12 protein-coding genes and 1 tRNA gene are annotated in these 14,071 nt (G+C 51.7%); 6 read left to right on the top strand and 7 right to left on the bottom strand.

Annotation, left to right across the window (positions count from 1 at the left end):
• Positions 1-97 precede the first annotated feature (97 nt).
• Positions 98-1,771: a cytochrome c oxidase subunit I gene (gene ctaD / locus AC2FI8_RS00455; RefSeq protein ID WP_496722223.1), complete on the bottom strand. Its 1,674-nt coding sequence runs from the start codon at positions 1,769-1,771 to the stop codon at positions 98-100.
• 289 nt (positions 1,772-2,060) lie between these two features.
• Between ctaD and AC2FI8_RS00460 the strand changes: the two genes are divergently transcribed.
• Complete coding sequence (locus AC2FI8_RS00460) at positions 2,061-2,480, top strand: HIT family protein (RefSeq protein ID WP_496732967.1); 420 nt, start codon at positions 2,061-2,063, stop codon at positions 2,478-2,480.
• 11 nt (positions 2,481-2,491) lie between these two features.
• On the opposite strand, the gene AC2FI8_RS00465 is transcribed toward AC2FI8_RS00460, so the two are convergent.
• Positions 2,492-2,917: a MerR family transcriptional regulator gene (locus tag AC2FI8_RS00465; protein ID WP_496738757.1), complete on the bottom strand. Its 426-nt coding sequence runs from the start codon at positions 2,915-2,917 to the stop codon at positions 2,492-2,494.
• Between the two features lie 84 nt (positions 2,918-3,001).
• On the opposite strand from AC2FI8_RS00465, the gene AC2FI8_RS00470 reads away from it, so the two are divergent.
• Complete coding sequence (locus AC2FI8_RS00470; protein ID WP_496776402.1) at positions 3,002-3,949, top strand: cation diffusion facilitator family transporter; 948 nt, start codon at positions 3,002-3,004, stop codon at positions 3,947-3,949.
• Positions 3,950-4,247: 298 nt separating this feature from the next.
• On the opposite strand, the gene lipB is transcribed toward AC2FI8_RS00470, so the two are convergent.
• Both lipB and AC2FI8_RS00480 read right to left on the bottom strand, forming a co-directional pair.
• Positions 4,248-4,904, bottom strand: a complete 657-nt coding sequence (gene lipB, locus AC2FI8_RS00475) for a lipoyl(octanoyl) transferase LipB (RefSeq protein ID WP_496776404.1) — start codon at positions 4,902-4,904, stop codon at positions 4,248-4,250.
• Between the two features lie 39 nt (positions 4,905-4,943).
• Positions 4,944-5,603, bottom strand: a complete 660-nt coding sequence (locus tag AC2FI8_RS00480) for a DsbA family oxidoreductase (RefSeq protein WP_496776406.1) — start codon at positions 5,601-5,603, stop codon at positions 4,944-4,946.
• Between the two features lie 144 nt (positions 5,604-5,747).
• Here AC2FI8_RS00480 and AC2FI8_RS00485 point away from each other — a divergent pair.
• Both AC2FI8_RS00485 and AC2FI8_RS00490 read left to right on the top strand, forming a co-directional pair.
• A tRNA-Leu gene (locus AC2FI8_RS00485) sits at positions 5,748-5,834 on the top strand.
• A 221-nt stretch (positions 5,835-6,055) separates the two neighbouring features.
• A complete protein-coding gene (locus AC2FI8_RS00490; RefSeq protein ID WP_496722233.1) occupies positions 6,056-6,217 on the top strand; it encodes a hypothetical protein in 162 nt (53 codons plus the stop codon).
• Between the two features lie 485 nt (positions 6,218-6,702).
• On the opposite strand, the gene AC2FI8_RS00495 is transcribed toward AC2FI8_RS00490, so the two are convergent.
• Positions 6,703-8,136, bottom strand: coding sequence for a sensor histidine kinase (locus AC2FI8_RS00495; protein WP_496766790.1), 1,434 nt, complete (start codon positions 8,134-8,136; stop codon positions 6,703-6,705).
• 269 nt (positions 8,137-8,405) lie between these two features.
• Between AC2FI8_RS00495 and AC2FI8_RS00500 the strand changes: the two genes are divergently transcribed.
• Entirely contained in the window at positions 8,406-9,770 is a 1,365-nt protein-coding gene (locus tag AC2FI8_RS00500; RefSeq protein ID WP_496776408.1) for a cytochrome P450, read from the top strand.
• A 66-nt stretch (positions 9,771-9,836) separates the two neighbouring features.
• On the opposite strand, the gene AC2FI8_RS00505 is transcribed toward AC2FI8_RS00500, so the two are convergent.
• Positions 9,837-10,970 carry a response regulator gene (locus AC2FI8_RS00505; RefSeq protein WP_496776410.1) on the bottom strand — a complete coding sequence of 378 codons (1,134 nt, stop codon included), beginning with the start codon at positions 10,968-10,970 and terminating at the stop codon, positions 9,837-9,839.
• A 402-nt stretch (positions 10,971-11,372) separates the two neighbouring features.
• Positions 11,373-12,113 (bottom strand): acyl-homoserine-lactone synthase, encoded by a 741-nt coding sequence (locus tag AC2FI8_RS00510; protein WP_496776412.1) that lies wholly within the window; start codon positions 12,111-12,113, stop codon positions 11,373-11,375.
• 557 nt (positions 12,114-12,670) lie between these two features.
• Between AC2FI8_RS00510 and AC2FI8_RS00515 the strand changes: the two genes are divergently transcribed.
• A complete protein-coding gene (locus AC2FI8_RS00515) occupies positions 12,671-13,612 on the top strand; it encodes a response regulator (RefSeq protein ID WP_496722243.1) in 942 nt (313 codons plus the stop codon).
• Positions 13,613-14,071 lie beyond the last annotated feature (459 nt).

Here is a 14,071-nt window from a genome sequence, read left to right on the forward strand (position 1 = left end):
TTCTCGGGCAAGTCTATGCCAGCGTTGTTTAATTCTTGAGGCGTGAAAAATGAAAAGCCCCGCATCTGCGGGGCTTTGTCAGTCTATATTGCCGGGATTAGTGGGCGTGGCCCTTATCCCAGTCTTCCTGCTTTGGCAGCTGTTCGAACGTGTGTTCGGGCGGCGGGGTAGGCAGGGTCCATTCCAGCGTGTCCGCGTATTCGTTCCACGGGTTCGGACGTGTTTCTTTCGCGCCGCGCAGCAGGGCGTAGATCACGATGCCGAAGAACAGCAGGAACGAAGCGAACGAGATGAACGCACCAATCGACGATACAAAGTTCCACTGAGCGAATGCCTCGGGGTAGTCGATGTAACGACGCGGCATGCCCTGACGGCCCAGGAAGTGCTGCGGGAAGAAGGTCAGGTTGGCGCCGATGAAGAACAGCCAGAAGTGAACCTTGCCCCAGAATTCCGAGTACTGACGACCTGTCATTTTCGAGAAGTAGAAGTACACGCCCGCGAAGATCGCAAACACGGCACCCAAGCTCATCACGTAGTGGAAGTGCGCAACCACGTAATAGGTGTCGTGATACGCACGGTCCACACCGGCCTGCGACAGAACCACACCGGTCACACCGCCTACGGTGAACAGGAACAGGAAGCCGAAGGCGAACAGCATCGGTGTCTTGAACTCGATCGAACCGCCCCACATGGTCGCGATCCACGAGAAGACCTTAACCCCGGTCGGCACCGCAATGACCATCGTGGCCAGCATGAAGTACGCCTGCTGACGCAGTGACAGGCCAACGGTGTACATGTGGTGCGCCCATACGACAAAGCCCAGCACACCAATCGCGATGATCGCCCAAACCATCGGCAGGTAACCGAAGACCGGCTTGCGCGAGAAGGTGGCGATGACGTGACTGATAATTCCGAACCCAGGCAAGATCACGATGTACACTTCCGGGTGGCCAAAGAACCACAGGATGTGCTGATACAGGATCGGATCGCCGCCACCGGCGGGATCAAAGAAGGTGAAGCCAAAGTTGCGATCCATCAGCAACATGGTGATCGCACCCGCCAGAACCGGCAGGGACAACAGAATCAGCCACGAGGTGACAAAGATCGACCAGCTGAACAGCGGCACCTTAAACAGAGTCATGCCCGGGGCACGCATGTTCAGGAAGGTGGTGATCATGTTGATCGCGCCGAGGATCGAGGAGGCGCCCGATACGTGCACGGCAAAGATCGCAAGGTCCATGGACATGCCGCCTTCGGTCGTCGACAGCGGCGGGTACAGAACCCAGCCAACGCCCGAACCGAGCTGATCGTTACCACCGGGGCTCAGCAACGAGGCCACACCCAGCGACGTACCAGCGACATAAAGCCAGAAGGACAGGTTGTTCATCCGCGGGAAGGCCATGTCCGGTGCACCGATCTGCAACGGCATGAAATAGTTGCCAAATCCGCCGAAAAGCGCGGGGATGACCACGAAGAACATCATCAGAACACCGTGATAGGTGATCATAACGTTCCACAGGTGTCCGTTAGGGGTGCAGAGCTCGGCTCCGCTGCCGAACAGTCGGAAGCCTTCCAGGCACATATGCTGCACCCCGGGTTCCATCAATTCGATCCGCATGACAACAGTCATCAGAACTGAAATCAGACCGGCAAGTGCCGAGACGACCAAGTATAGAATCCCGATGTCCTTGTGGTTGGTCGACATGAACCAGCGCTGGAAAAATGTGCGCTGGTCTTCATGGTCGTGACCATGAATGGCTGCGTCTGCCATTATAGGTGCCTCCTGTTGCAACTGCACCGCGCAGTTGGACCTCTCCAACGCGCGGGATTCCTGCTGGTTTTAGATTGCGGGGGGACGACCTTCAATGGTCGAGTTTGATCTGGATCAAGATTAATTGTCGCGGGCAGGAGGGCGACCCGCGAAATTTTCACCAAATTCCTCATTCATCTGGGTATCAGCGCCTCGAATTCAAGGGGGCGGCTGGGAATTGCGTTCCCCGCTTGACCCGGGCCAGGGTGCGCCGCAGAACTGTCGGCAACGCGTTAATCGGAGAATTGAAATGACCGCTTATGATCCCGAGAATATTTTTGCCAAGATTTTGCGCGCAGAAATCCCTTCGAGCCGAGTATACGAAGATGACGATACGGTGGCTTTCATGGATATCATGCCGCGCGCGGACGGGCATCTGCTGGTGATCCCTAAAACCCCCTGCCGCAACATTCTGGATGCAACGCCTGCACAACTGGCTGCTGTGACCGCAACGGTCCAGAAAATGGCCAAGGCCGTCGTTGCAGCGTTCGATGCGGATGGGGTCACGGTCCAGCAATTCAACGAGGCCGCCGGAGGGCAGGAGGTGTTCCATCTGCATTTCCATATCCTGCCACGCCATGATGGTGTTGCCGTGCGGGCACCCGGAACGATGGGCGATTTCGACCTGATCGCGCAGCATGCCGAAAAGATCAAAGCCGCGCTGAGCTGACCGGCAAGCAGTTACTTCGAGTGCGCGTGTGGCCCCGCGCACTCACTGTGATCGCCAAATGCGTGAAGCACGGCGCAGACATGGTCGTGCTTGCCATCGCAGGCTTTGGAAATTCGGGTCAGTTCGGCCTCAAGGCTGCGCAGGCGGGAAATACGGTCCCGCAGGTCGGCCAGCTGTCTTTCGGCAATTTCATGCGCTTGGTTAAGGTCGCGGCCAGACGCGCCTTCCAGAGACAGCAAACCTACGACATCGGTCAGCGGTAAACCCAGATCGCGGCAATGGCGAATAAAAAGCAGCCGTTTCAATGCAGTGTCGTCGTACCGGCGCTGATTACCCGCTGTTCGGTCCGGACGCGGCAACAGCCCTTTGTCTTCATAAAACCGGATGGTCGGAACCTTGACCCCCGTATGACGCGACAGAAACCCAATTGAATACATCTTTTTTCCTCAGGGCTCTTGAACCTCTAGTTACTAGAGGAATTACATGCAATGTGCAGCCGTAACAAGGGACAAACATTTCAGATGGCACATAATCACTCTCATAAGGGGCACAGCCACGCGCACCATCACATAGACCCGGAAGCAGGGGACGCGCGCGTTGCTTGGGCCATTGCCGTCAACATGTTCCTGACGCTGGCACAGGTCATTGGGGGCATTTTTTCAGGGTCGCTGGCGTTGATCGCCGACGCCCTGCATAACTTCTCTGACGCTATTGCGCTGGTCATCGCGTTTTTTGCCCGCAAAATCGCCCGCCGACCTGCCGACCCACGCATGAGTTTCGGCTATGGCCGGGCCGAGGTCGTAGCCGCGCTTGTCAACTATACCACTCTGGTCGTGCTGTCGGTGTACCTGTTCTACGAGGGTGTGATGCGGTTTTTTGAGCCTGAGCCGGTTAACGGCTGGATGGTCGTATGGATTGCGGCGCTGGCTTTGATTGTGGACCTTGTCACGGCTGCGCTAACTTACTCGATGGCCAAGGACAGCATGAACATCCGGGCGGCGTTTCTGCACAACGTGGCGGACGCCTTGGGATCGGTGGCTGTGATTATTGCCGGCACCGCGGTGATCCTGTTCAACTGGACATGGGTAGACCCCGCCGTCACGATCCTGATTTCGGCCTACATACTGTGGCATGTCAAAAGTGAAATTGGCGAAACGATCCGCGTTCTGATGATGGCAGCGCCCCCCGATCTGGACCCGGAAGAAGTTGCCTCGGCCATCGAGGACATACCCGGAGTGTCCGAGGTTCACCATATCCACTTGTGGAGCATGCAGGAGAGAGAGCCTGCGTTGACGGCCCATCTGGTCGTGGACGCGGCGGCCTGGGCTGATGCGGAAGGGGTGAGAGCCAGCGTCAGACATTCGCTCCGCGACCGATTTGCCATTGGTCACGCCACGCTTGAGCTTGAGCAGATCGACCGCGCGTATGTCGGGTCGTCACGTTTCGGGCATACGGAAGAGAATCCATAGAGTTGAATGTGAATTGCCGCTCCGATTTGGGGTCGGAACGGCAGACTCGTTAACTAATACCTTTCCGATTACTCGGGATGACCCAAGATCACCGGTTAACACACCACTCACTCTAAGAACGGTAAGTCTATACTACCCCCAAACACGCAGGATGTATCTATTTGAGTGAGCTTTTGGCTAATTTGCTCATTTTGAACTGTAAATATTTGGAAATTTCGGTCCAATGTGGAAACAGAGCTGCCAAAAATCGCGATATTGTTAACAGAATATGGACTCTGAACGATTCGCGGGTATCGATTCAGGCCCTATCGAGGTCAAAAACCTCTGAAAAAGTTTTCCGCAGGGCCGTGTCCACGTCCACCAGGGTGACCGGCAACCCCAGATCGACAAGCGACGTAACCCCATGTTCGGTGATGCCGCAGGGGACAATACCTGAAAAATGCTCGAGGTCAGGTTCGACATTGATCGAGATGCCGTGGAAGCTGACCCATTTGCGCAGGCGCAATCCGATCGCGGCCACTTTATCCTCGGCAGGTTGGCCCGAAGCGGTCAGCGGTTTGTCATTGCGCCGCACCCAAACACCAACGCGTCCGTCGCGGATTTCACCATGCACGTTGAACTCGGCCAGCGCTGCGATCACCCATTCTTCCAGTTGCTTGACGAAGCGGCGCACGTCCTTGCCGCGTTTGTTCAGGTCCAGCATTACATAGGCCACGCGCTGGCCGGGGCCGTGATAGGTGTATTCACCGCCGCGCTTGGCCTCAAAGACCGGAAAGCGATCCGGGTCGGTCAGATCCTCGATCCGGGCTGACGTGCCAGCGGTGTATAGCGGCGGATGCTCCAGCAGCCACACACACTCATCCGCTTCTCCGGCCGCAATTGCAGCCACGCGCGCCTCCATGAAGGCGACGGCGTCATTGTAATCGGTCAGCCCGTCAGTGATCTTCCATTCCATAAGTGCTCCATACCGCCGGGGCAGTGCGAAGAAAAGAGGTCACGCAGCCTCGGTCAGGCACCGCTGCAACAGGTCCGAATAGGTTTCGGCCCCCTGCGCACCGGTCACCAGGTACTTGCCAGCAAACACCATCGACGGAACACCTGAAACACCACGACTGGTCCAGAACTGTTGCTTTTCGCGAACCGCCGCAACGTGATCGCCCGAAGTCAGAGCCGCTTGGGCGGCGTCCCGGTCCAGCCCCGCCGCTTGGGCCGCATCAAGCAGGACCTCGGATTGGGATACGTCCTGTTGATTGGTGAAGTAAGCCTCGAACAGGGCCATCTTCAACGGATGCTGGCGGCCTTGCGTTTCGGCCCAGTCCAGCAGCTGATGCGCTGCAAAAGTATTTACCATCCGGCTGTCGTCATTGAAGTTGAACGAAAAGCCAAGCTCGGCGCCGATCTGGGTTAGCCGATCACGGGCCTGCTGGCTCTGCTCGACCGTCGAGTCATACTTCTCCATGATATGTTCGCGCAGATTCTGACCCTCTGGCGGCATATTGGGGTTCAGCTCAAAAGGATGCCATCTGAGATTGGCGAGCACGTTTTGTTCTTTCAAAGCCTGGTCAAGCTGGCGAAACCCCACGATGCACCAGGGGCACACGACGTCTGAGACGATATCAATCTGGACAATTGGGCGGGGATCTTGCGCGGTCATGGGCGGGCTCCGGGGAAGGGGGAAATATACGCTGTCTGCAGTACAGATATGGATGGCACCGCGGAATTCAAATCGGCGTGTTTTTTGCCTCTTCACATCCTGCTCACCACCGTCTATATGCCCCTCTACCAAGTCATTGGCAGTGCGGTCGTGGCGGAATTGGTAGACGCGCAGCGTTGAGGTCGCTGTGGGGTAACACCCGTGGAAGTTCGAGTCTTCTCGACCGCACCATATCTTGTAAGTTATTGAAAATAAAAACAATACCTTTCGGAGTGAAACTCAAAAAAATCACTGTAATTTCAACTGTTTCGTAGACCTTTACGCAATATTTTCGCATCGATTACGCATAAATTGAACGGCATCGTTTGCTTACGTACAGGCGGCAACCTGAGGTTGCCACTAGATCTGCCACTCAGAAGTTCATCGACGCCCAGCAACTTGCAAAGCATTAAATGGCGGGTGTTCAAGGGTTGGACCCCGACGATAGCTGGACCCGTCGGCTAGTGGGGGAAAGCCTAGAAGCCCGTGGAGAGGCCCGCGAAGTTGTAGCCGCTATCCTGAACCTTAATCGGGAACCCCCGAAGCCGATGTTGTTCGACATGCTGGATATTTAAGCGCAGGACAACGAGTGAATTAGTTCAAATAGAGAGTGCCGAATCGATGGGTAAGCTGAAAAACGTTAACAGTTTGGTGGCCATTGGCTTCTTTGTTTCCAGTTTCTATCATTTGGAACAGCGGAAACGAACAAAACACGAGAAATTCTCAGTGCTTGGATAGTTCATACCTTAATATAAATCTTGTGATATCGCGGCCTGCAAGTAGGAGGCCTTTTTGCCGAAAGTTGTGAACCTACCGCATCTTAGGAAATGTACTTAGTAACGAGTTTGCTGTTCCGATCGCATGATCGGAACAGCATTTTCTTTTTGGAGTTGCATTGGCATTACGCAGAATCCCTCTTTTCACCACAGGCGGTTTCGAGTGTGCCACGAGGTCTTGTGATTTTAGGGTTAACTCTACCATGGAAAATCCGCTCGGGAACCATGGGATTGCTTCGAAGTAGTACGGTGATGTGCCATCGAAATTGCTCAGTAGGATTCCGCTAATGTTGCTTGGATTGCATGGCGCAGGGTAGTGAGGTCTGCTCGTCTCCGGCGGTACCTACTTCATGCCCGCTTATGGCGGGAAGCATAATAAAAAACTCTGTGCCTTCACCAAGTTTGCTTCTGTAGTCTATTTCTCCTCCAAAATGCTCCACAATTTCTTTTGAAATGTGCATCCCGAGCCCTGTACCGCCTGCGTGACGTTCATCGGAAGAGTCAATCTGTGAAAAACGATCGAAGACTTTGTCCTGGCACCCCTCGGGTATCCCTATGCCGTGGTCTTTGACGAAGAGGCGAATCTTCCCACGGACTTTTTCGCATCCGACCGTTATCTCGCCTCCATCAAGGGAAAATTTGGCTGCGTTGGAGATCATGTTGGCCAACACTTGAAGAAGGCGGGACGCATCACCTTTAACGAACAGATCTTTGTTTCCCCTTATGTCCTCCACAATTTCTACGTTGTGAGCACTGGTGTAACCGGTGTTAACGGAAATCGCTTCCTGAACCAGCGTATGTACATCAATAGTTCCTTCACGGTAGTTCATTTCACCGGCCTCCATTTTTTGGATGTCCAGCACATCATTGATAAGTGATGCTAGCCGTTCGCTGTTTTTGCACGCTAAGTGTATGAGGCTTTGCATTGAATCTGGAACTTCACCCAATGCGCCTGTGTTGATTAGGTCAAGTGACCCCTTGATCGATGTAAGAGGCGTACGCAGCTCATGGCTGACTGTCGATATGAACTGAGTCTTTGCAATGTAGGCCGCTTTTGTTCTTTCGTGCTCTGCTTTGAGCTTTTCGAGTTGCTCCAAATTCCTGCGGTAGAGCTTCAGAAACACCATCGAACAGTCGATCAGAAAATACATTACAAAGATAACGGTGAAGAAGTGCAGCCAGAGTTCAGATGAAAGCTCGGGGCGTTCGATCCAGATATCCTTGACGACAATCAACATGAACGAAACGCCGTACATGGCCAAACGGACAATCATCGCCCACAGAAACTGATGGTTGTTCATTGCTGCAAACAACGCCGCAGCAAACAAGAAGAACATTGGCGTAAAGTGACCACCGGCGGGCTGTGCGAAAGCAACTGAAACTGCGTACAGGCAGATTGCGGCTGAGCTCAGGACCGTGTTCAACAGAATCCAAACAACCATCATACCTATTGCTTTGTGCTGGTCTGGCTTTAAGCGCGGTACGCGTTTGGCCAGCAATAAATCTTGCACTTCACAAATGAGGATCGTCCCATAGAACAACATGGCGTTAAAGGGATCGAAGAAGAACGCAGTCAAAATGGTCGTGGCCAGATAAATAGCCTGCCGCTGCCACAGAAGCGCAAAGCTCATGGCAGTATAATCTATGATGTTTTGCAGAAGCCGGTTTTCCGTTTCACCGGAATCCCGGTCCGGCAGATTGGCGTCGGTGGCTGTCATCCAAATGTCTTCGTTTTTCGCGCTTGGAAAGTACCAATACCGGCATAATGAGGACTTAGTTGGTCCAAATTGGGTTCACAGTTTGGCGCCAATCCTTTGAAGCCTACCGCGATTGTTGGGCGATTCACGCAAGTTTTTGGTATAGGAGGCCGCAAATTTTTTGCACAATTGCAGAGCAGGGTACCCAAAATCGAGGATCTCGTTGCTAAGTGGGAATTTTTTCACCTTAATGTGTCCGAAAGAAAGAATAATTCTAAAAGGGTTGGGGCTTGACTGCAGTTGAAATTACGAAGTTGAGGCAGGGTACTGTCGCTCCTGTTACCGCTAGGCTTGCGACAAAGCCGGTGACACTGCTTCAGTTTGCAAGGTCAGCTGGCCGCAACATGTTTGAAGTCATCCCGGCAGAAACTCTGCGTGAAACTTATGTTCGTGGACCTTTGAACATACACTATATCTGCGATCCTGAAATGGTAACCGAATTACTCGTCGGCCAGGGCCGTTCGTTTCCCAAAGCCAAGTTCACCAAAGACATTATTGGATCGGCTGTAGGCAACGGTTTAATACTCTCAGAAGGGGAAAAATGGCGTCAGCAGAGGCGAAGGTATTCTCCATTGTTCGCCGCCAGAAACCTCCCGGTTCTGGCTCGGCATTTTGCAGAGACTGGTGTCGAGATTGCAGACTCATTGGCGGATCACGAAGGCCCAGTGGATATTGCACAAATTGCGCCTGCATCAACATTGACGAATATTTCTAGAGTGATTTTTTCAGGTAATAAGGAAGTCAGTTCAGAGCAGGTACGAGTGGGGCTGATCAAGTATTTCGAGTACATTTCTGATCTGTCCCTTTTCGATTTAATGGGTTTGCCAAAGTGGTTGCCGCGGAAAAATTGGCTACGCAGCTTGGCCCCGGTTACTAATATGCGAGACCTCGCCAGACGGGTCATAGATCAGCGTCGGGCCGAAGGCCGTAGCGAGCCATTGGACTTCCTCGATTTCATGATTGAGGCCTTGAAAACCGATTTCGAAGATGAAGCGACAACTGTTGACAACCTTTTGACCTTTGTCGTCGCTGGTCATGAAACTTCCGCTAACGCATTGGCCTGGGGATACTATCTGCTGGCCTTGCACCAAGATATGCAAGCAAGGGTTAGACAAGAAATTCGATCTGTTCGCCCAGAAGGCCTATTGGAATTCTCGGACCTGGAGGCAATGCCACTCTTGCGCGCGCATGTTAAAGAGACGCTGCGGCTTTATCCCTCCGCCGCGTTTTTTGCCAGAGACGCAGCTGCGGACCTTGAAATTAAAGGGGTAAAGATTGAAAATGGCGATGCTTTGTTTTTCCCAGTTTACTCTTTGCACAGAAATGAAAAATTATGGGATGCTCCCAACGACTATCGGCCGGAACGGTTCCTGGGATCTACACTGCCTCGAGGTCAGTACATTCCGTTCGGAGATGGTCCCAGAATCTGCATTGGCGCTCAGTACGCTGAAACTGAGATCATGGTGCTTATGGCTTCAGTGCTCCGTAGAATAAATTTTTCGACTACTGAGTCAGAAATACCGGAACCAGTTTTGACGTTCACCATGCGTACCAGTGGCCCACTCATCCTCAATGCCGAACGGGTTCGCGACTAAAGTTAATATCTAAACCCTAGTGTTCGACTTCTGTTCGAGGTCGGCCTTTGCCAAAGACAAAGCTTGCTACCGGCGAGTGAGGTAAGTGTCATCGCCGTACATTTCACGCAGGACGGTATCAAACAATCTATTGTTGGCCATTTCTTTGCGATGTGGCGTGTGCTTTGAAATCGAGGGGCAGGTCGCAACAAGGCCCTTTCTGAGATTGGTCTCACGAAGATTCACCATTTTAACAGCGGTGTCCAAAGATGCGAATGCTCCAACCTTTGTAATTGAACGAAGCGACACCGGTGTACTCTTCACCACCTTAAGATGGACAGAGGCGCATCGGTTACTGAGAACGGTCCTTAGTTCCTGGTTTAGAAAAGCTTCGGTTGGAATATTCAGGGTGCGTTCCCGTCCATGTGTAATAACGAGAAAAACGCCACTCCCTCGATAGGAATAGACTCCTCCGGCGACCTGTGTTGTCTTTTGAATGCAAAATCCAATGTCGGAAACAGCGCGCCGAAAATCTCCAAATTCCCTCAGATCAAAGTGGTACCCCGCATCGCGAAATTTGATTGCTGTAACCCAGGAGTCAAATCGGCGCCCCCGTGAAAGCTGCTCCACATAGTTGTCGAACTCGACATACCCCAAGCATTGTTCCTGCTCGTCGATAGACAGGGGGTCTTCAAAACTGAATTTCTGATTAAAATCCAGTTCACTACGAAGACTTTCTATCGACGCTGAAGAGGATTGTGTTTTCTTTCTCTCCATCATTAGAAGATGGGCGGCGTTCATACGGCTGCGCAATTCGAAGAAGTCGAAGGGCTTAGTTATGTAATCAAATGCGCCTTCTAAAAATGCCCTCTCGATGTTCTGCCTGTCATCTAGAGCAGTTAACATTATAACAGGTGTTTCCAGATTGTCCGGCAAGTTTCGGATTTGCGAAAGCAACTCTATCCCAGAGGTTCCGGGCATCTGAATGTCAACAAGCAGACAGTCGAATGGGGATTCCGCTGCTTCTATCTGCCGAAGCGCTTCATCAGCTGAACTGGCGGCAACCACTTTGCAGTTTTCGAGTTCAGGAAGTGCTGATTGGAGCAATTTCAGAATGTCAGGATCATCATCAACCGCCAGAACAGCAAGCGCGGTCTTTCTTTGTGCTCGAAGCTCCAACTTTTTTTGGAACCGATCACTTACGAATGTGGAATGTCTCATAACTGGTGAACCACCGATATCCTCATAACGGGTTAAACTTATGAGGCGAGTGGGTCGAAACAGCGGCAAAAATGGAGAAAATCGTCGTAGAAAGGGGTTTTTTCTTGACCTTTATTTGGCGCCAGCGGCTTCAACGACGAGTTGCCAGTTATTGTTGTGAACTACCGTCGCATTCTCTTAACATTTTTTTTTGGCAATGTGTTCGTGCCTAAGAGCAGTCTAAGATCGCAAAACTACGGAATTGAACAACGGTTGGAAGTCCAAACATCAATTCTGGAAACCCCACTAACATGCAAAACAGCCGCGGTTTCCCAATAGTCTGAAAATCAATCATAGTTGCTAAGAAATCTGCGCCGAGCGTCCAAGAGTACAAAAGACGCTCTAGTGGCTGAGTGGTTCCATTTACTTATCGATGTTGAACAAAACTGACTGACTGACGGTGCCATCGATGGAAAACTTTGCGCCGACAGGCGAGGCATTGATGCCCAGTCGCCGTGACCACCGTGCCCAGACTGAGGGGACGATGCCCAGTATGCTGGTCGCACCACCTTCCATCGCGACAGTAGTCATCTGGTGAAACAACTCCTGTTGAACCAGCAGCCTGCGTGACGATGCAACATCCTTTGCCACGAAGAAACGGGATGCTTCCCAAACAGAGTGCTTTACCGGGGCGTCCATAAATAAAACGTCAGATGGTATTCCTTTAAGGATACCTCTTTGCGCGTCGCGCAGCATATAACTATATACGCCGCATTCTGCGGTCGTGGGTAGAAGTCGCACACCGCCTAAAACTTCACCGAATTCATGCAACACAATCCATCGACAGGCTGGCGTGTCGTATTGGTCGAATTCCATCCCGTCAGCTTCACCAACTTGCCACTTTAACTGGTCAATGAAAATTGACTTTCTGGTTTCAAGGTATTTTGCCAGCAGGGTGCCATACTCGTAAATATTGCGAAAATTAAGTGTAGTCGCGCGAATATTGCCAATGTCACCACGTGACGTTGGCGGACTGCTTTTGACAGCAAAAATTTCTAGTCGCGCCAAAGCACTTGGTGCGCCTGAAGTCCCGTTAGCAGGTGTTAGTTTCGGAAACCCCTCCGAGAGCGGGTATGTCTGCTTATACCTGAGTGGTCTGTCCATATTTTACTCATATTTTTGACACACTTATGGCAAGATTCAGTTCAGCAAGTCCACAACCCTATGCGGTAGTTGTCCGAATAGATGGATAGGTGTGTCTAAATCTCCTCCCTCCCTTTGGTTGAGTTTACTGACTGACCAAAAACTTTAGATAGTTCTTGGCTGTTATTTTCTCCCGCAGGCTTCATTTATTTCCTCGCGTCTGGCAACACTTTGAAAAAAGACAGCTTCTTTTGCGTATTCTTTTCGAATCCACGATGGATCAGGCGCCGTCTCGCTCTCCGATAATGTTTCGAGGCAGCCGTGACGGCTGATAGGAGTAAAATCAAAATGGCATCAAGAATTTGAGGGATTTACTTTTCAATATGCGCACTTGCGCGGAAAATATTGTGCAAATTAAAAAAAATGCACAGACATAAGGAAGCCCGCCTTATGTCACCGTTTTGCCGCCTTCGTAAGAGAGGATGAAGAAACCCTGAGTGTTTTATGCGCCGGCCAAACGTTGCCTTAAGTCTGCAATGCCTAACGTTTGGTGAGGTGCAAAAGGTTGGTGAAAAGTTATGCGTATACTTGCTGTAGATGACGATCCGAGTATCCTGGAGTTGCTAGATAGAGTTCTGGACGCGTTCGGTTATAAAGATGTCGTCACCGCCAGAAGTGGGCGGGAGGCCATTGAAATACTGTCGAGACCTAACGAAGCGTTTGACTGCTTGCTACTGGATGTGCAGATGCCGCAAATGAACGGCATTACTCTTTGCGAAGAAGTGCGAAAACTACCAGAACACACGTACACGCCCATTATCATGGTGACCGCCATGGTGCAAAAAGAGTACATCGACGAGGCATTCGGAGTTGGGGCCACAGACTACGTTACAAAGCCTTTTGAGTTCTCTGATCTGAAGCAGAGGTTGTCCGACGCGTATAGGATGGCAGCGGAACGCAGAGCCGCAATCGAGGTGCTCGAAGCTGAAGCGGATTTTGAGTTGTGTTTTGACAATAGTCCGGACGTTCGCTTAAGTGATCCACAATGTTTCGGAGAATTGCCCGGATTCATTGGGTTAGCTGAATTTGAGAACTACGTAATTCAGCTTTCAACTATGCACTCCATGGCTGCAAAACTTGTGGCGGTTAAATGCACAGGCGCTGAACAAATCTATAAGACGAGCACGGTCAGTGAATTCCGTAGTGCCATGACTTTAGCTGGCACAGCAGTTCTGTCAGCTAATCAGGAAGGGCGTAAAGTGGCGACCTATTGGGGGAATGGCGTGTTCTTGGTGATCTACGACAATCAAATTGACTTGAGAGTGGACCAGTTGGGTGCTCCGCTTCCGGAAGCATTGAAAGATATTTCCGGTGATGCCACTTCAGGCCGGCCAATTGGCTTCCAGGTGAGCGAAGAAGTTATGCTAAAAGCCAAAACCAAGATGGAGGCGTTGTTCTTGATAGACAAGGCCGTCGAAATGGCTGAAATGTCGGAAGGTCGAGCGGCGAATATCGGTTGAAAAACTGCACACATGGATGGTGATTATGACCAGATACTGGTGGAAAGAGCACGTTAAAACGCCCAAAGTTTTTTTGGGGGGGAAGTAAAGCTACGCGCTCATTCATAGGGCGGTCAAACTGTGTGCATTTGCCCTACTTTGTTCGATCCTAGCGCCCATCCGGCGGCAACAATTCGGAGAAAGAACCCGTCAGCCTTTTCTCGGGGTCCGACTTGATGCGAGATCTGGTATCCCCGCCTTTCTTTCATTCCCTGAATAGTAAACTCTTATCTTTCTATGGCTTCACACCCAAGATGCGCTCATTTGTTTCTGCGCCTTGCTCTGTAAACCCAAGCGAAGTGGGTTGGGCCGCTGACGGCAATTCCTCCAATTTGGTCCTTCGGTTTGCCGCGTGACCATTACCAATATTTGGGGCCCCTTCAGGTTCTCAAATAATCCCAAGAGTTCTGCGGAATTTTC

This window comes from Ruegeria sp. CDSB029 (assembly GCF_059611125.1).